General features: G+C 75.1%; 15 protein-coding genes, 1 other RNA gene and 1 pseudogene. 9 read left to right on the top strand and 8 right to left on the bottom strand.

Annotated features, from left to right (window positions below):
* Positions 1-34 precede the first annotated feature (34 nt).
* Positions 35-889 carry a MaoC/PaaZ C-terminal domain-containing protein gene (locus ACFY7E_RS05690; protein WP_389481164.1) on the top strand — a complete coding sequence of 285 codons (855 nt, stop codon included), beginning with the start codon at positions 35-37 and terminating at the stop codon, positions 887-889.
* Between the two features lie 310 nt (positions 890-1,199).
* Here ACFY7E_RS05690 and ACFY7E_RS05685 read toward each other — a convergent pair whose 3' ends face one another.
* Positions 1,200-2,360, bottom strand: coding sequence for a hypothetical protein (locus ACFY7E_RS05685; RefSeq protein ID WP_389481162.1), 1,161 nt, complete (start codon positions 2,358-2,360; stop codon positions 1,200-1,202).
* A gap of 354 nt (positions 2,361-2,714) precedes the next feature.
* Here ACFY7E_RS05685 and ACFY7E_RS05680 point away from each other — a divergent pair, with 354 nt between their 5' ends.
* The 4 genes from ACFY7E_RS05680 to ACFY7E_RS05665 are packed head-to-tail and all read left to right on the top strand — an operon-like array spanning position 2,715 to position 6,741.
* A complete protein-coding gene (locus tag ACFY7E_RS05680) occupies positions 2,715-3,533 on the top strand; it encodes a Nif3-like dinuclear metal center hexameric protein (RefSeq protein ID WP_389481159.1) in 819 nt (272 codons plus the stop codon).
* Positions 3,530-4,273: a zinc ribbon domain-containing protein gene (locus ACFY7E_RS05675; protein WP_389482182.1), complete on the top strand. Its 744-nt coding sequence runs from the start codon at positions 3,530-3,532 to the stop codon at positions 4,271-4,273. Before ACFY7E_RS05680 ends, ACFY7E_RS05675 begins: the two co-directional genes overlap by 4 nt.
* A complete protein-coding gene (locus tag ACFY7E_RS05670; protein ID WP_389481157.1) occupies positions 4,273-5,874 on the top strand; it encodes a bifunctional RNase H/acid phosphatase in 1,602 nt (533 codons plus the stop codon). Before ACFY7E_RS05675 ends, ACFY7E_RS05670 begins: the two co-directional genes overlap by 1 nt.
* 54 nt (positions 5,875-5,928) lie before the next feature.
* On the top strand, positions 5,929-6,741 hold the full coding sequence (locus tag ACFY7E_RS05665; protein WP_389481155.1) for a GNAT family N-acetyltransferase: 813 nt from the start codon (positions 5,929-5,931) through the stop codon (positions 6,739-6,741).
* Here the strand turns inward: ACFY7E_RS05665 and eda are convergent.
* Entirely contained in the window at positions 6,728-7,369 is a 642-nt protein-coding gene (eda, locus tag ACFY7E_RS05660) for a bifunctional 4-hydroxy-2-oxoglutarate aldolase/2-dehydro-3-deoxy-phosphogluconate aldolase (RefSeq protein ID WP_389481152.1), read from the bottom strand. The genes ACFY7E_RS05665 and eda overlap by 14 nt on opposite strands.
* Before the next feature lie 63 nt (positions 7,370-7,432).
* On the bottom strand, positions 7,433-8,200 hold the full coding sequence (gene yaaA, locus ACFY7E_RS05655; RefSeq protein ID WP_389481149.1) for a peroxide stress protein YaaA: 768 nt from the start codon (positions 8,198-8,200) through the stop codon (positions 7,433-7,435).
* 153 nt (positions 8,201-8,353) lie between these two features.
* On the opposite strand from yaaA, the gene ACFY7E_RS05650 reads away from it, so the two are divergent.
* The gene (locus ACFY7E_RS05650; RefSeq protein WP_389481147.1) at positions 8,354-9,796 is read left to right on the top strand and encodes an RNB domain-containing ribonuclease; all 1,443 of its coding nucleotides are present in this window, start codon (positions 8,354-8,356) and stop codon (positions 9,794-9,796) included.
* Here the strand turns inward: ACFY7E_RS05650 and ACFY7E_RS05645 are convergent.
* Both ACFY7E_RS05645 and ACFY7E_RS05640 read right to left on the bottom strand, forming a co-directional pair.
* Positions 9,741-10,562, bottom strand: coding sequence for a hypothetical protein (locus ACFY7E_RS05645; protein ID WP_389481145.1), 822 nt, complete (start codon positions 10,560-10,562; stop codon positions 9,741-9,743). The two genes, ACFY7E_RS05650 and ACFY7E_RS05645, sit on opposite strands and share 56 nt — an antisense overlap.
* Positions 10,559-11,327 (bottom strand): annotated as a pseudogene (locus ACFY7E_RS05640) (MerR family transcriptional regulator). The gene ACFY7E_RS05645 and the pseudogene ACFY7E_RS05640 overlap by 4 nt, the downstream one beginning before the upstream one ends.
* A 79-nt stretch (positions 11,328-11,406) precedes the next feature.
* Here ACFY7E_RS05640 and rnpB point away from each other — a divergent pair.
* An RNA gene (rnpB, locus tag ACFY7E_RS05635) (RNase P RNA component class A) lies at positions 11,407-11,805 on the top strand.
* A gap of 61 nt (positions 11,806-11,866) precedes the next feature.
* Here the strand turns inward: rnpB and ACFY7E_RS05630 are convergent.
* Positions 11,867-12,163 (bottom strand): DUF6087 family protein, encoded by a 297-nt coding sequence (locus tag ACFY7E_RS05630; protein ID WP_389481143.1) that lies wholly within the window; start codon positions 12,161-12,163, stop codon positions 11,867-11,869.
* 209 nt (positions 12,164-12,372) lie between these two features.
* On the opposite strand from ACFY7E_RS05630, the gene ACFY7E_RS05625 reads away from it, so the two are divergent.
* Positions 12,373-12,696, top strand: coding sequence for a nuclear transport factor 2 family protein (locus tag ACFY7E_RS05625; protein WP_389481140.1), 324 nt, complete (start codon positions 12,373-12,375; stop codon positions 12,694-12,696).
* A gap of 70 nt (positions 12,697-12,766) precedes the next feature.
* On the opposite strand, the gene ACFY7E_RS05620 is transcribed toward ACFY7E_RS05625, so the two are convergent.
* The gene (locus ACFY7E_RS05620) at positions 12,767-13,510 is read right to left on the bottom strand and encodes an SDR family oxidoreductase (RefSeq protein WP_389481137.1); all 744 of its coding nucleotides are present in this window, start codon (positions 13,508-13,510) and stop codon (positions 12,767-12,769) included.
* Between the two features lie 99 nt (positions 13,511-13,609).
* Here ACFY7E_RS05620 and ACFY7E_RS05615 point away from each other — a divergent pair, with 99 nt between their 5' ends.
* Positions 13,610-15,277: an alkaline phosphatase D family protein gene (locus ACFY7E_RS05615; protein ID WP_389481134.1), complete on the top strand. Its 1,668-nt coding sequence runs from the start codon at positions 13,610-13,612 to the stop codon at positions 15,275-15,277.
* A 15-nt stretch (positions 15,278-15,292) separates the two neighbouring features.
* Here ACFY7E_RS05615 and ACFY7E_RS05610 read toward each other — a convergent pair whose 3' ends face one another.
* Entirely contained in the window at positions 15,293-16,279 is a 987-nt protein-coding gene (locus tag ACFY7E_RS05610) for a Gfo/Idh/MocA family protein (protein ID WP_389481131.1), read from the bottom strand.
* Between the last annotated feature and the right edge of the window lie 40 nt (positions 16,280-16,319).

The raw sequence follows: 16,319 nt of genomic DNA, 5'->3' as shown, positions 1-16,319 counted from the left end.
GTTCCGGGGCGATCCCGTGAGGAGCAGCAGCCCGATGCCCATCGACGCAGCCAAGGCCGTCGCCGCCGAACCCCGCAGTACCGAGATCGCCTGGGACCACAAGGACGTCCAGCTCTACCACCTCGGCCTCGGCGCGGGCACCCCCGCCACCGACCCCGCCGAACTCCGCTACACCCTGGAGTCCCGGCTCCACGTCCTGCCCAGCTTCGCCACCGTCGCGGGCGGCGGCATGGGGATCGTCGACGGGCTCTCCGCCCCCGGCGTCGACGTCGACCTCATGAGCGTCCTGCACGGCGCCCAGTCGATCACCCTCCACCGGCCCCTCCCCGCCGGCGGGCGTGCCGTCTCCACCTCCCGCGTCGCCGCCGTCCACGACAAGGGCAAGGCCGCCGTCCTCGTCCTGCGCTCCGAGACCGCCGACGCCGACGGGCCGCTGTGGACGAGCGACGCCCAGATCTTCGTACGCGGCGAGGGCGGCTGGGGCGGCGACCGCGGCCCCTCCGACCGGCTCCCTCTGCCCGACCGCGCGCCCGACCGGACCGTGGAGCGGCACGTGCGCGAGGAACAGGCCCTGCTCTACCGCCTCTCCGGCGACTGGAACCCCCTGCACGCCGACCCGGAGTTCGCGGCCCTCGCCGGCTTCGACCGGCCCATCCTGCACGGGCTCTGCACCTACGGGATGACCCTCAAGGCCGTCGTGGACACCCTGCTCGGCGGGGACGTCGCCCGCGTCCGGGCCTACCGCACCCGCTTCGCCGGGATCGTCTTCCCCGGCGAGACCCTGCGCGTCCGGATGTGGGCCGTGGAGGGCGGCGTCCAGGCGACGGTCACGGCGGCGGAGCGCGACGACGCCCCCGTACTCGCCGACACCTTCGTGGAACACGCGTAGGGCGGCCTCGTGGAGCACGAGCGGGGCGGCTCCGTGGCGCACGCGTAGGACTCGTGAGGACGCCGGAGGGCCCCGGGGTCTTCCCCGGGGCCCTCCGGCTCACTCCGCGCGCCCGTTCGACCGGACGCGCCGGTCACTGCGCGTCGGGTTCGCGGCGGTGGCGGCCGTGCGGGGAGGACGAGGAGTCCTCCGCCGGCGAGGCCTCACCGCGATGACGACCGGAGCCGTGCGACTCCGTACCCTCCGTGCTTGCTTCCGACATGCTGCAACTCACCCCGTAGAAATCGTTCTTGCCGTGCGGCCCGAGATTCTAGCCAGCGGGCCGCCGGTCCGTGAGGGGAGCCTGCTGGAGCGGGACGGGACGGCACACCCGGGGCTCCTCGGGGACCGCCACCGGCTCCGGCTCCGGCACGGGTTCCGGCTCGGGCGGCGGCTCCAGGGCCGCCAGCCCGCACGGCGTCCCCGGCGTCGCGTACGGCAGCCGCAGCACGCCCCCGGCCGTCCACAGGCCCGCGCCCGCCAGCCAGCCCCGGGGGGCCGCGAGCTGCCGCATCCGGCGGGACGAGGGCCGCCAGGTCCCCACCCAGCTCCCGGCCGCCGCGTCGATCCGCAGCGCCACCGCGCAGCCCTCCGGCACGAGCACCTGCCCCGGCTGCACGGCGAACGGCGTGACCGCCGCGTCGTCGAGCCGCAGGCAGTCGGGGAAGCGCACCGGGAGCAGACTGCCGAGGACGCCCCAGCCGAGCCGGTGGTGGCCCGGCGACGGCGCGTCGGAGCGGATCAGGAGCAGCCCGCTGTCCGGGTCCGCGAGCAGCAGCCGGTCGTCGCTCTCCTCGGTGATCTGGAGCAGCGGCGTCACCTCGCCGCCCCGCTCCAGGTCGACGGCGACCGCCTTCACGGGCCCGTCGCCGAGCCGCCGGTCCAGGGCGAGCATCCGGCCCGTGCGGTCCAGCCACACCCCGCCCGAGCAGCGGCCCCGGACCTCCGCCACCTGCTCGGGGCCGAACGCCCCGCCCGCCACCAGCCACAGCGTCGTGGTGTCGGGGCCGACGCACATCGCGTACGCGCAGATGCCGTCCGGCGAGGGCGGGAGCAGGACGAGCCCCTCGGAGCCGGGCGCGTCCACCGAGCCGAGCCGGAGCTCCCCGGTGGCCGGGCCGGTCGGGTAGAGCAGGGAAAAAGCGTTCCTCCGCCCGTCCACGCGGCGGCAGACGAGGACCCGGCCGTCCGCGAGGGGCAGGAGCTGGGAGCCCGGGTCCTCCGGCTGGTCGAGCGGGAGCGGCACGGCGTACGGCTCCGGACCGTCGAGGGTCCACCTCTCCACGTACAGGGCGTCCCCGTCGCCCGCGAGCCTGGCCGCGTACGCGCCGTTCGCCGTGGTCGTGAACCCCGTCGGCCGGCCGGTGCTCCCGCCGTACTTCCCTTCGCGGTCGTCGTCCTCGGCCGTCGTCTCGATGGCACACGCTGTCATCGACTCGTCACCTCCGGCGACGAAGCTAGTTTTCGCACTTCCAGCCGAACAACACGAGCCCGCTCACTTCACACATAAGGGTGGCCGTCCGGCGGTTCTGCTGAGCGGAGGAGGGCGGGTGTGCTGGAGTGACCGGCGGTGACCCTGGGTAAGGGGAACCTAAGTGGAGTCGGCGGCTCCGGTGTCGGGGTGCGAACACGGGGCGCGATCGGGGGCGGAGGGGCAGGGAGTAGGGGGCAGGGACGGGATCGAGGGCGGGATCAGGGGCGGGATCGTCCACGGGGGGTCGGGGCCCGGACGGGGTTGTCCACAGGCCAGGGCGGTGGAGCGCGCGGGACAGGTAGCCTTTCCCCCGTGCCCCGTCTGTCTGAAGTCATCGCCGAGCTCGACGCCCTCTGGCCGCCCGACCGGGCCGAGCAGTGGGACGCCGTCGGCACGGTCTGCGGCGATCCCGACGCCCGGGTCGGCCGTGTGCTCTTCGCCGTCGACCCCGTGCGGGAGATCGCCGACGAGGCCGTCTCCCTCGGCGCCGACCTGATCGTCACCCACCACCCGCTCTACCTGCGCGGTACGACGACGGTCGCGGCCGGCCACTTCAAGGGCCGCGTCGTGCACGACCTCATCAAGAACGACATCGCCCTCCACGTCGCGCACACCAACGCCGACACCGCGGACCCCGGCGTCTCCGACGCCCTCGCGGGCGCCCTCGACCTGCGCGTCACCGGCCCGCTCGTCCCCGAGAACGGCCTCGGCCGCGTCTGCGAGCTCGACCGTCCCGAGACCCTCGCCGAGTTCGCCGCCCGCGCCGCCGCGCGGCTGCCCGCCACCGCGCAGGGCATCCGCGTCGCAGGCGACCCCGGCATGACCGTGCGCCGCGTCGCCGTCAGCGGCGGCTCCGGCGACAGCCTCTTCGACGCCGTGCGGGCCGCGGGCGTGGACGCCTTCCTCACCTCCGACCTGCGCCACCACCCGGTCTCCGAGGCCACCCAGCGGACTCCGCTGGGTCTGGTGGACGCCGCCCACTGGGCCACCGAGTGGCCCTGGTGCGAGCAGGCCGCCGCGCAGCTCGACGCGATCTCCGACCGTCACGGCTGGGACCTCCGCGTCCACGTCTCGAAGACGGTCACCGACCCCTGGTCCTCCCACCACACCTCTCCTGGAGCCCCCAACTGAACGCCGCGCCCGCCGACCAGATCCGCCTCCTCGACGTCCAGGCCCTGGACGTACGCCTCCAGCAGCTCGCCCACAAGCGCCGCTCGCTGCCCGAGCACGCCGAGATCGAGGCGCTCACCAAGGACCTCACCCAGCTGCGCGACCTGCTCGTCGCCGCGCAGACCGAGGAGAGCGACTGCGGCCGCGAGCAGACCAAGGCCGAGCAGGACGTCGACCAGGTCCGCCAGCGCGCCGCGCGCGACCAGCAGCGCCTCGACTCCGGCGCCGTCTCCTCCCCGAAGGACCTGGAGAACCTCCAGCGCGAGATCGTCTCCCTCGCCAAGCGCCAGGGCGACCTGGAGGAGATCGTCCTGGAGGTCATGGAGCGCCGCGAGTCGGTCCAGGAGCGCCTCGCCGAGCTGACCGAGCGCGTCTCCGCCGTCCAGGCCAAGGCCGACGACGCCACCGCCCGCCGCGACGCCGCCCAGGCCGAGCTGGACGCCGAGGCCGCCTCCGCCGGCAAGGAGCGCGAGCTCGTCGCGGGCTCCGTCCCGGCCGACCTCCTCAAGCTGTACGAGAAGCTGCGCGAGCAGCAGGGCGGCGTGGGCGCGGCCCGGCTGTACCAGCGCAAGTGCGAGGGCTGCCACATCGAGCTCAACATCACCGAGCTCAACGAGGTCCGCGCCGCCGCCAAGGACGCGGTCGTCCGGTGCGAGAACTGCCGCCGGATCCTCGTCCGCACCTCGGAGTCCGGCCTGTAATGACCTCCGCGCGCGAGCTCGTCGTCGAGGCGGACGGGGGCTCCCGGGGCAACCCGGGACCCGCCGGGTACGGGGCGGTGGTCCTGGACGCGGCGACGGGCGAGACGCTCGCCGAGGCCGCCGAGTACATCGGTGTGGCGACGAACAACGTCGCCGAGTACAAGGGCCTGGTCGCGGGCCTCAAGGTGGCCCGGGAACTCTTCCCGGACGCCGTCGTCCACGTCCGCATGGACTCCAAGCTGGTCGTCGAGCAGATGTCCGGCCGCTGGAAGATCAAGCACCCGGACATGAAGCCGCTCGCGGCCGAGGCCGGCCGGGTCTTCCCGGCGGACCGGGTCCGCTACGAGTGGATCCCGCGCGAGCGGAACAAGCACGCGGACCGGCTGGCGAACGAGGCGATGGACGCGGGGCGGCTCGGCCGCCAGTGGGAGCCGTCCGGCTCCACGGCGTCCCTCGACGCCTCCGCCGCCCGCAACGCCGCCGCCCCGCCGCCGTCGGGCCCGCCGGGCGACGCGAGGGCGGGGGCGGCGCGGGCGAGGGCGGCACTGTCGACGACCGCTGCCGGTACGGGTACGGGTGCGGGGACGCGTACGAGTACGCCGACGGGCGCGGGCGCCTGGCCGGTCACGGACGACGGTCTGTTCGCCGTCGAAGAGGCCACGGCGACCTCGCCCGGTAGCGAAGAGGCCACGGCTACCTCGTCCGTCACCGAACAGGTCACGAAGGCCCCGTCCACCACCGTAGAAGCCACGGCGGCCCCGTCCGGCACCGAAGAGGTCACGGTGACCTCTTCCACCCCTGTCGCCTCGGGCGACTTCGAGGCCGAGGCCGGGGCCTTGGCGCCGACGGGCCGCGCGGTCGCCACGACTGCCGTGGCCGGTGCCGCCGGCACCGGAACCGCACGGGCCGGCGCCCCCGCCCCCGCGCAGGCGCAGGCGCAAGGCGCCTCCCCGCAGGGCTGGGCCGCCCCCGACATGGGCGCGCCCGCGACCTTCGTGCTGCTGCGGCACGGGGAGACCGCGCTCACGCCCGAGAAGCGGTTCTCCGGGAGCGGCGGGAGCGACCCCGAGCTGTCGGCGGCCGGGCTGCGGCAGGCCGAGGCCGTGGCCGCCGCGCTGGCCGCCCGGGGCACGATCCAGGAGATCGTCAGCTCGCCCCTGACCCGCTGCCGCCAGACCGCCGCCGCCGTCGCCGCCCGCCTCGGGCTCGACGTGCGGATCGAACAGGGCCTGCGGGAGACCGACTTCGGCGCCTGGGAGGGGTTGACCTTCGGCGAGGTCCGCGAGCGGTACCCCGAGGACCTCGACGCCTGGCTCGCCTCCCCGAAGGCCGCGCCGACCGGCGGGGGCGAGAGCTTCGCGACCGTCGCCCGGCGCGTCGCCAAGGCCCGGGACCGGCTGACCGCCGCCCACGCGGGCCGCACCGTCCTGCTCGTCACCCACGTCACGCCGATCAAGACCCTGGTCCGGCTCGCGCTCGGCGCCCCGCCGGAGTCCCTGTTCCGCATGGAGCTGTCGGCCGCCTCGATCTCGGCCGTCGCCTACTACGCCGACGGCAACGCCTCCGTACGCCTCCTCAACGACACCTCGCACCTCAGGTAGGACGGTGGAAAACGGGTGGCGGGGAGACCCGCCCCCGTACCACCATCACCGTCCATGACCTGGCACTTCACCGAGGACCCCGCCGCCTTCCGCGCGGCCGCCGGCGCCCTGCTGTCCACCGCGCCCGCCCGCAACACCGGCGTGCTCACGCTCGTGGACGCGGCCGGGCGGCTCGGCTGGTGGACCGAGCCCGGCGGACGGGTCACCGGGGTGCTCGTGGTGGCCGCGCCGGGGGAGCCGACCTTCGGGACGGTGGCGCCGGAGGCGGCCCGCGCGCTCGCCTCCCTGCCGGACTTCTCCGGAAACGGTGGACCGACGGTCGTACGGGGCGAGACGGCGGCCGTCGAGGCGTTCGCGGAGGCCACCGGACGCCCCTGGACCGCCGCTTTCCGGATGCGGCTCTTCCGGCTCGGCACGCTCACCCCGCCGGACCCGGCCCCCGCCGGGCGCGCCCGCGTCGCCACCGCGGCCGACACACCCCTCGCCGCCGCCTGGGCGCGGGAGTTCGTCCGCGACATCGGCGAGGAGCCGGGGGAGGACTACACCGGGCCCGTCACGGAGCGGATCTCCGACGGCCGGATGCTGCTCTGGACCGGGGACGACGGGCGGCCCGTCTCGATGGCCTGCTTCTCGCCCGTGGCCGAGGGCCAGTCCCGCGTCCACTTCGTCTACACCCCGCCCGCCGCCCGCGGACGCGGATACGCCGCCGGGGTCACCACCGCCGCCACCCTCGCCGCCCGGGACGCCGGGGCCGCGCAGGTCCTGCTCTTCACGGACCTGGCCAACCCCACCAGCAACGCCCTGTACGAGCGGCTCGGCTACCGCCCGGTGACCGACCACCTGACCGCCGCGTTCACCGGCCGCTGACGGGCGTCCGCAGCGCCGCCGCCCCGCGCGCGAGGGACTCGACCCGGGCCCAGTCGCGGGCCGCGAGGGCGTCGGGCGGCAGCATCCACGTACCGCCGACGCAGCCGACGTTCGGCAGGGCGAGGTAGGCGGGCGCGGAGGCGGCGGAGACGCCGCCGGTCGGGCAGAAACGGGCCTGCGGGAGGGGGCCCGCGAGGGACTTCAGGTACGGGACGCCGCCCGCCGCCTCCGCCGGGAAGAACTTCATGGCGTCCACGCCCCGTTCGAGCAGCGCCACGACCTCCGAGGCCGTCGAGACCCCCGGCAGGAAGGGCACGCCCGACTCCCGCATCGCGCCGAGCAGCCGTCCCGTCCAGCCGGGACTGACCAGGAACCGGGCCCCGGCGCCGACCGCGTCCGCGACCCCGGCCGCCGAGACGACGGTCCCGGCGCCGACGACCGCCTCCGGCACCCCGTCCGCGACGGCCCGCAGGGCGTCGAGCGCGGCCGGGGTGCGCAGGGTGACCTCGATCAGCGGCAGCCCGCCGGCCACCAGGGCGCGGGCCAGGGGGACCGCGTCGGCGGCGTCCTCGATCACCACCACGGGGACGACGGGGGCTTCCGGGGCAAGGTCGAACACGCTCGTCATGGCCTCATCCTGACGAGGACGAGCGCCATCCGCAACGAGCGTTGCGCAGAGCGCAACGGCAGGTCAGTGGATCTCGTCCACCAACACGTCGAGCGCCCCCGCCTTCCCGCCCTCCTCCACCACGTACCGCAGGTCCCGCAGCGCCTCCACCAGCTCCGCCGGGGTCGCCGGCTCCGCACCCGCCTCCAGGAGGCTCCGTACGATCCGGCCCTTCGTCGCCTTGTTGAAGTGGCTGACCACCTTCCGGGTCGGCGCGTGCAGCACCCGCACCGTCGCCGTCCGCGCCGCCACCTCCCCCTTCGGCCGCCACGCCGTCGCGTACGCCGACGAGCGCAGGTCCAGGACGAGGCCGCCCCCGGCCGCCCCGGGAAGCACGGAGGCCATCGGGCCCCGCCAGTACGCGCCGAGCGCGCCGAGGCCCGGCAGCCTGATCCCCATCGAGCAGCGGTACGACGGGATGCGGTCGGTCACCTTCACGGCGCCCCACAGCCCGGAGAAGACCAGGAGCGTTTCCCCGGCCCGCTCCCGGGCCGCCGCGTCCAGGGTCGCCAGGCCGAGCGCGTCGTACAGGACGCCGGTGTAGACCTCCCCGGCCGGACGCGCGCCGGCCGTCCGCAGCTCGGCGTTCTTCGCGACCTCGCCGCGCAGCCCCTCGCTCAGGCCGAGCACCTCGCGGGCCTTCTCCTCGTCGGCGACGCACAGCTCGACCAGCTCGTCCAGAACCGCCGCCCGCGCCTCCGCGAGCCCCGGCAGGGACAGCGACTCCGGCTTGAGGGGCGCCCCGCCCCCCGACGGAGCCTTGCCTTCGGAGGGCGGCAGCAGCACGAGCACGGTGGTTCTCCTTCGTACGGACGGGGGTGGGGGTGCGGCCCCGGCGGACCAGCCTACAAAGCACGGCCACGCCGCGAAATCGCCCGGGAACACGGCCACGCCGCGAAGTCGCGTCGAAATGACGTGCCCGCCCCCGCCCCCTACGCTCGGTCCATGCCCCGCCGCCCCATACACGTGACCGGCGCAGCCGAGGCTCCCCTGCGGGCCGCCCTGCGCGCACTCCGGACCGAACTCGCCGTCCCCGAGGACTTCCCGCCCGCCGTCCTCGCCGAGGCCGAGGCCGCCGCGAAGGCGCCCCGGCTTCCGGCGCACGACGCCACCGACCTGCCGTTCTTCACCGTCGACCCGCCCACCTCCACCGACCTCGACCAGGCCGTGCACCTGGCCCGCAGGGCCGACGGCGGCTACCGCGTCCACTACGCCATCGCCGACGTCGCCGCCTTCGTCGCGCCCGGCTCCGCGCTCGACGCCGAGGCCCACCGCCGGGTCCTCACCCTCTACTTCCCCGACGGCAAGGTCCCCCTCCACCCCGCCGTCCTCTCCGAGGGCGCCGCCAGCCTCCTCCCCGGCGAGGTCCGGCCCGCCGTGCTGTGGCGGATCGACCTCGACGCCGAGGGGCGCAGGGTCGCCACCGACGTGCGCCGCGCCCTCGTCCGCAGCCGCGCCAAACTCGACTACGCGGGCGTGCAGCGGCGGATCGACTCCGGTACCGCCGAGGAGCCCGTCGCCCTGCTCCGCGAGATCGGACGCCTGCGCGAGGCCATCGAGATCGAGCGCGGCGGGATCTCCCTCGACGTGCCCGAGCAGGAGATCGTCGAGCGGGACCACGGCTACGACCTCGTCTACCGGGCCCCGCTCCCCTCCGAGAGCTGGAACGCGCAGATCTCCCTGCTCACGGGCATGGCCGCCGCCGATCTGATGACCGCCGCCGGCACCGGCGTCCTGCGCACCCTCCCCACCGCGCCCGACGGCGCCGTCGCCCGGCTGCGCCGTTCCGCGCAGGCCCTCGGCGTCGACTGGCCGCACCACGTCCCGTACGCCGGGGTCGTCCGCTCGGCCGACCCCTCGAACCCGCGCCACGCCGCCTTCCTCCAGGAGTGCACCACCCTCCTGCGCGGCGCCGGGTACACCGTCTTCACCGACGGGCACGTCCCCGTCCCGGCCGTGCACGCCGCCGTGGCCGACGAGTACACCCACTGCACCGCCCCGCTGCGGCGGCTCGTCGACCGGTACGCGAGCGAGCTGTGCGTGGCGGCGGTGGCGGGGGACGAGCCGCCCGAGTGGGTGCGGGCCGCCCTGCCCTCGCTCCCCGACGAGATGGCCACGGGCTCGCGCCGCGCCGGCGCCGTCGAGCGAGAGAGCGTCGACATCGTGGAGGCGGCGCTCCTGAAGGACCGGGTCGGGGAGCTCTTCGACGCGTACGTGATCGACGTCAAGGAGCGCGAGCCGTCCACCGGCACCGTCCACCTGGAGGACCCGGCGGTGGTCGCCCGGATCGCGGGCGGCGAGTCCGCGCTGCCGCTGGGGGAGTGGCTGCGGGTCAGACTCGCGGAGGCGGACCCTGGGCGGGCGAAGGTGCTGTTCGCGCCCGCGTGAGCGCTCCGTACAGGGCTTGCGGGTCGTCGGCGTGGACCCTGACGACCCGTACGGGCCGGGGCGCGCCGAACAGCCGGGGCGCGTCCGTCGGCTCGGTCAGCTCGACGGTGACGGAGGTCTGCGAGCCGACGGCGAGGTTCAGCTCGCCGTCGGCCTTCCCGTGGGAGAACAGCGCCTCCCGCCGGACGGACGCGATCCGGTCGAGCGGGATCCGCAGGTCGACGTGGGCGGCCTGCCGCAGCCGCAGGACGCCCCCGGCGAGGACGTGCGGGCGGGTCGCGGAGGCGGCGTGCAGTCCGAGGACGAAGAGCACGGTGTAGACGTCCAGGACGAGGACGATCCCGTGGACGAGGGGCCAGGGGGCGAGCAGGTACGACAGGCCGACCGTCTCGACCACGCAGACGAAGGCGAAACCGTACATCAGCGCCGCCTGGTCGCGGGCGTGCGGGAACACCCCGTCCGCGCCGGCGGTCCCGTGCGGCCGGCGCGCGACCCACCGCCCCAGGCTCGCGAGGAGCCGCAGCTCGTGCCCGAGGAGCCGCAGCACGGGCTCGGGCACCGGTTCCGCCACGGCGTCCCGCCGCGAGAGCCCGCGCCGCCGCAGCCGCAGGTAGGCGAGGCCCTCGGCGAGGAGGAGCACGCAGACGAGGCCCTCGGCGACGGCGAGAACGGCACCGGGCACCCGTACACCCCCGACGAGACAGAGGACGAGGACGACTTCGAGGGGAAGGAGAACCCAGGAGAGACGCCGGAGGAAAGCCGTCACGCGGCCCCCTCCTGCCGCTCCCGCACGAGCCGTACCGCGAGGCGTACGGCCGCCTCCTGGGCGGGGGAGAGGTCCGCGAAGACGGCGTCGGCGAGGAGGGCCCCGGGGAGGGTCCCGTCCACGGCCCGCTCCGGCAGCCCGGCCCCGGCCGCGTCCGGCAGGCAGCCGGCGAGCGCCCGGGCGGCCTCCTCCACGCGGGGATCGTCCGGCGCGGCGTCCTCCAGGGCGTCGAAGAGCGCGTACACCCCGTGCGCGGACGGGGCCGCCTCGCGCAGGGTCTCCATCAGGCGCGGCCCGGTCCTCCTCCGGCACGACGGCGTCGAGCAGGGCGAGGACCTCGCGGTCCTTCACGGCCATGGGGGAGGCGGGCAGCTCGTCCAGGCCCGCCAGGAGCGCGGCGAACTCGGGCGAGACGGGCCCGTCGGCGGGCAGCCGCCCGGCCCGCCCCTCGGCGAGCAGGAGGGCGAGCCGCTCCCGCCGCTCCCGGAGGACGGCCTCCTGGCGCGCGAGGTCCCGGTCCAGCTCTCCGAGGACCTCCGCGAGCCCGCGCCCCTCGTCGCCCGCGAGCACGTCCCGCACCTCGTCGAGACCGAGCCCCAGCTCGGTGAGGCGCCGGATCCGGGCGAGCAGGACGGCGTCCCGGACGCCGTACTCCCGGTACCCGTTGGCCCGCCGCGCGGGCTCGGGCAGCAGCCCGGACTGGTGGTAGTGCCGCACGGCCCGGGGGGTGACCCCGACCAGGGCGGCGATCTCGCCGATGCGCATGGGGCCCAGTAGAAACCCTGACGCCGCGGCAGGGTCAAGCGCGGGCCGGTGCGGCGGGTAGCATGGTCGGCACGGCAGACGAGCCGGGCGGGCGGCCGCGTGGGGATCCCAGGATCCTCCCGAGGAACGTCCGGGCTCCACAGAGCAGGGTGGTGGCCAACGGCCACCCGGGGTGACCCGCGGGACAGTGCCACAGAAAACAGACCGCCGGGGACCTCGGTCCTCGGTAAGGGTGAAACGGTGGTGTAAGAGACCACCAGCGCCTGAGGTGACTCAGGCGGCTAGGTAAACCCCACTCGGAGCAAGGTCAAGAGGGGACACCCCGGTGTCCCTGCGCGGACGTTCGAGGGCTGCTCGCCCGAGTCCGCGGGTAGACCGCAGGAGGCCGGCGGCAACGCCGGTCCTAGATGGATGGCCGTCACCCCGACGACCGCGAGGTCCCGGGGCACAGAACCCGGCGTACAGCCCGACTCGTCTGCCCCTCAGGGCCCCCGACCGGCGAAAGCCCAGGCAGAGGCCCTTTTTCGGGGAAGTCCGGCCTAGCGCGGCGCCTGAGGCTTCCGATGCCTGCCGGTCCCCGGTCCGAGTCCCGGTGCCACCTCCGGCGCGGGAGCGGCGTCGGTCCGGGGAAACAGGACGCGCCGTGCCTCCGCGAGGTCCACCGCGAAGCCGTACGGCTCCCACAGATGGCCGTTCCACCGCTGGACCGCACGGGGCGCGTCGGGGTTCAGATGCGATGCCCTCGGACCGTCACCGGTCACCAGGGACACGGCGCGAAGCTGCCCGATCCTCGCGTCCCGGCGCTCGGCCCGCTCGGCGAGGGGTTCGTCGTCCATGGCCGGAGCGTAGTGGGTCGGGTGATCCGGCAGTGGGTAAACCTTCGTCCGTCACCCGCCCTTGCCGTCGGCGTACGCCGTGCGCGCCGAGAGGCCGCCGAGGAGACCCGCCCCCTGCTCGCCCAGGTGGCCCAGCCCCGTCGCTGACACGCCGGTGTGCGCGGCCCGGTTCCGGGGGGAGGGCGGGGCGGGCGGTGTACGGGTAGGGCATGACCCTTCCCGTGGAGCAGCTCTCCGACCCGGCCGTGCGCGCCTTCGTCGCGGCCCTCAACGCCCATGACCAGGAGGCCTTCCGGGCGGCACTCGCGCCCGGTGCCACCATGTCCGACGACGGTACCGACCGGGATCTCGACGAGTGGACCGAGAAGGAGGTCTTCTCCTCGCGCGGCCACATGGAGGTCGAGTCCCAGAAGGCCGACGGGCGCGATCTCGTCGCCCGCTACCGCAACGACGCCTGGGGCGAGATGCGGACCCGCTGGCGGTTCACCGTCGAGGACGGGAAGGTCGCCCGGTTCGAGACCGGGCAGGCGTAGGGCCCGTCCGGCGGGTCGGGGTCGGACAGGCCCCATGGGCGGGCGGGTGGTGCCGTACATCGGCCGGGGGTCAGCCCCGGCCGATGTACGGCATCGCCGTCGCCATCACCGTCGCGAACTGCACGTTCGCCTCCAGCGGCAGCCCCGCCATGTGCACCACCGTCGCCGCCACGTCCGCCGCGTCCATCACCGGCTCCGGGGCCAGCCGGCCGTCCGCCTGGAGGATGCCGGACTGCATGCGGGCCGTCATGTCGGTGGCCGCGTTGCCGATGTCGAGCTGGCCGCAGGCGATCCGGTACGGGCGCCCGTCCAGGGACAGGGACTTCGTCAGGCCCGTCATCGCGTGCTTCGTCGCCGTGTACGCGATCGAGTGCGGGCGCGGCACGTGGGCCGAGACCGAGCCGTTGTTGATGATCCGGCCGCCCTGCGGCTCCTGCTCCTTCATGGCCCGGAAGGCCGCCTGCGCGCACAGGAACGCGCCCGTCAGGTTGACGTCGACGACCGCCCGCCAGGTCGCCGGGTCCAGGTCCTCGACCGGGGTCCCGCCGCCCGCGAACGTACCGGCGTTGTTGAAGAGCAGGTCCACGCGCCCGTAGCGGTCCCGTACCGAGGAGAAGAGGGCCGCGACCTCGGTCTCCGACGTCACGTCCGTCGGGACGCGGAGGAAGTCCCCGTCCGGGAGGGCCGCCGCCGTCTCCGCCAGGGGCTCCGCCCGGCGGCCCGCGAGCGCCACCGACCAGCCCGCCGCCGCGAGCGCGAGGGCCACGCTCCGGCCGATTCCCGACCCCGCTCCCGTCACCACTGCGATGCTCATGGGCGCGCAGCGTACGCGAGACGCGTGCACCGTGAACTCATCCGTCCGACACGTGGATGTTCTGTACCCGACAACGCGCGGTCGTCCCGGCCCCCTCGAATGACGGACGCACAGCATTCGTCAGGGGAGGGGCACATGAGTCGGACGCATGAGCATCACCAGGAACTCCGGTACGCCGCACGGCACTTCGGCCGGAGACGGTTCCTCACCGTCACCGGCGCCGCCGCCGCGCTCGCCTTCGCCACCCAGCTGCCCGCCGCCGGCTCCGCGGCCGCCGCCGAGCTCGACGCCCGGCGCGTCACCGAGGACCCTTTCACCCTGGGCGTCGCCTCCGGCGACCCCCTGCCCGGCTCCGTCCTGCTCTGGACCCGGCTCGCGCCCCGCCCCTTCGAGCCCGACGGCGGCCTGCCCGACCGGCGCGTCACCGTCCACTGGGAGATCGCCCGCGACGAGCGCTTCCGGCGGACCGTCCGGCGCGGGGCCGCCACCGCCCACGCCGAGTTCCGGCACACCGTCCACGTCGAGGTCGAGCACCTCGAACCCGGCCGGGAGTACTTCTACCGCTTCCGCGTCGGCGCCTGGACCAGCCCGGTCGGGCGCACCCGTACGGCCCCCGCCCCCGGCGCCCCCACCACGGCGCTCTCGCTCGCCGCCGTCTCCTGCCAGGCGTACCACGACGGCCACTTCACCGCCCACCGCCACCTCGCCGAGGAGGACGTGGACGTCGTCCTCCACCTCGGCGACTACCTGTACGAGTACGCGGTCGATTCCGCCGGCGGCGCCCGTGGCTACACCGACCGCGTCCTCCCGGCCGTCTTCAACCGCGAGACGCTCACCCTGGAGGACTACCGGCTGCGCTACGCCCTCTACAAGACCGACCCCGACCTGCGGGCCGCGCACGCCGCCCACCCCTTCGTCGTCACCTGGGACGACCACGAGACCGAGAACAACTACGCGGGCGACACCCCCGAGAACACCGTCCCGCCCGAGGAGTTCCTGCTCCGCCGCGCCGCCGCCTACCGCGCCTACTGGGAGCACCAGCCGCTGCGCCGCCCCCAGCTCCCCGACGGCCCCGACATGAGGCTGTACCGGCGGCTGAGCTTCGGGAACCTCGCGCAGTTCGACATCCTCGACACCCGCCAGTACCGCTCCGACCAGGCGTACGGCGACGGCTGGCAGGTCCCGGGGCCCGAGTCCGAGGACCCGTCGCGCACCCTGACCGGCGCCACCCAGGAGCGCTGGCTGCTCGACGGCTGGCGCCGCTCCCGGGCCCGCTGGAACGTCCTGCCGCAGCAGGTCGTGTTCGCCGAGCGCCGCGACCGCCCCACCGCCGACTTCAAGCTCTCCATGGACTCCTGGGACGGCTACCCGGCCTCCCGGCAGCGGATCCTGGCGGGCGCGGAGGCCGCCGGCGTCGACAACCTCATGGTGCTCACCGGGGACGTCCACGTCTCCTACGGCCTCGACCTCAAGGCCGACTTCCGCGACCCGTCCTCCCGGACCGTCGGCACCGAGATCGTCACCACCTCGATCACCAGCGGCAAGGACGGCGCCGACCGCCCCTCGAACTACGACCGGCTCACGCAGGCCAATCCGCACCTGCGGTTCTTCAACGGGCGGCGGGGCTACGTGAAGGTCTCCCTCGACCGCGAGAGCGCCCGCGCCGACTTCCGCACGGTCCCGTACGTGACGACCCCGGGCGCTCCCGTCACCACCGCCGCCTCCTACGTCACCGAGGCGGGGAACCCGGGGCTCACTCCCGCGTAGCACCCCGTACGGGGGTCACTCCCCGGGATAGCGGACGCCGATGCGGTCCCGTACCGCGTCGAGCGTCCGCATCACCGCGAGCGAGCCGTCCAGCGGCACCAGCGGGGACTCCTTCTCGCCCGCCCGCAGGCAGCGCATCACCTCGGCGGCCTCGTGCCGGAAGCCGTGCGGATCGGCCTCCGCCGTGAACTCCTCCGGCTCGGCGCCGTCGCGGTGCAGGGTGAACCGCTCCGGGAAGAAGAAGCCGCGCGGCACGTCGATCCGGCCGAGCGAGCCCGTCACCGAGGCCGTCAGCGGGGTGTCCGCGGCGATCGAGCAGGAGAGCAGGGCCGACGCCCCCGTGCCGGACCAGCCCAGCAGCATCCCCGTGTTCAGGTCGACGCCCTCCGGCGAGAGCAGCGCGTGCGCCCGGACCGAGTCCGGCTCGCCGAGCAGGAGCTGCGCGAACGCCACCGGATACACTCCGAGGTCGAGCAGCGCCCCGCCGCCCGTCTTCGGGTCCCGCAGCCGGTGGTCGTCCCCGAACGGGCCCGCGATCCCGAAGTCCGCCTGGACCGTGCGGACCTCGCCGACCGCCCCGTCGCGCACCAGCTCCGCGATCCGCCGGATCAGCGGGTTGCAGTACATCCACATGGCCTCCATCAGGAAGAGGCCCCGGTCCCGGGCGAGGGCGACCAGCTCCGCCGCCTCCCGGGCGTTGAGCGTGAGGGCCTTCTCGCAGAGCACCGCCTTGCCCGCCTCCAGGGCGAGGCCGGCCGCCGTCCGGTGCGCGTGGTGCGGGGTCGCCACGTACACCACGTCGACGTCCGCGTCGGCGAAGAGCCCGGCCCACTCGCCGTACGCCCTCGGTATCCCGAACCGCTCCGCGAAGGCCTTCGCGGGCGCCTCGCTGCGGGAGGCCACCGCCACCACCTCGGCGTCGTCGAGCGTCAGCAGGTCGGTGGTGAACCGCTCCGCGATGCCGCCCGTCGCCAGGATCCCCCAGCGCACCTTCTCACCCATGTCCCCACCCGTCTCGCAGAGGTCTCGACCATGCCGGTCG

This window comes from Streptomyces sp. NPDC012825 (assembly GCF_042900925.1).
Taxonomy (GTDB): Bacteria; Actinomycetota; Actinomycetes; order Streptomycetales; family Streptomycetaceae; genus Streptomyces.
Note: the sequence above shows the minus strand (reverse complement) of the source record. Positions and strands in the feature narration are given on the sequence as shown.

Coding starts and splice junctions, on each gene's coding strand:
- ACFY7E_RS05650 (WP_389481147.1), top strand. CDS start 8,354: ATGCCCCGCCGCCCCATACACGTGACCGGCGCAGCCGAGGCTCCCCTG.
- ACFY7E_RS05690 (WP_389481164.1), top strand. CDS start 35: ATGCCCATCGACGCAGCCAAGGCCGTCGCCGCCGAACCCCGCAGTACC.
- eda (WP_389481152.1), bottom strand. CDS start 7,369: ATGACGAGCGTGTTCGACCTTGCCCCGGAAGCCCCCGTCGTCCCCGTG.
- ACFY7E_RS05630 (WP_389481143.1), bottom strand. CDS start 12,163: ATGGACGACGAACCCCTCGCCGAGCGGGCCGAGCGCCGGGACGCGAGG.
- ACFY7E_RS05685 (WP_389481162.1), bottom strand. CDS start 2,360: ATGACAGCGTGTGCCATCGAGACGACGGCCGAGGACGACGACCGCGAA.
- ACFY7E_RS05615 (WP_389481134.1), top strand. CDS start 13,610: ATGACGGACGCACAGCATTCGTCAGGGGAGGGGCACATGAGTCGGACG.
- ACFY7E_RS05610 (WP_389481131.1), bottom strand. CDS start 16,279: ATGGGTGAGAAGGTGCGCTGGGGGATCCTGGCGACGGGCGGCATCGCG.
- ACFY7E_RS05620 (WP_389481137.1), bottom strand. CDS start 13,510: ATGAGCATCGCAGTGGTGACGGGAGCGGGGTCGGGAATCGGCCGGAGC.
- ACFY7E_RS05625 (WP_389481140.1), top strand. CDS start 12,373: ATGACCCTTCCCGTGGAGCAGCTCTCCGACCCGGCCGTGCGCGCCTTC.
- ACFY7E_RS05670 (WP_389481157.1), top strand. CDS start 4,273: ATGACCTCCGCGCGCGAGCTCGTCGTCGAGGCGGACGGGGGCTCCCGG.
- ACFY7E_RS05665 (WP_389481155.1), top strand. CDS start 5,929: ATGACCTGGCACTTCACCGAGGACCCCGCCGCCTTCCGCGCGGCCGCC.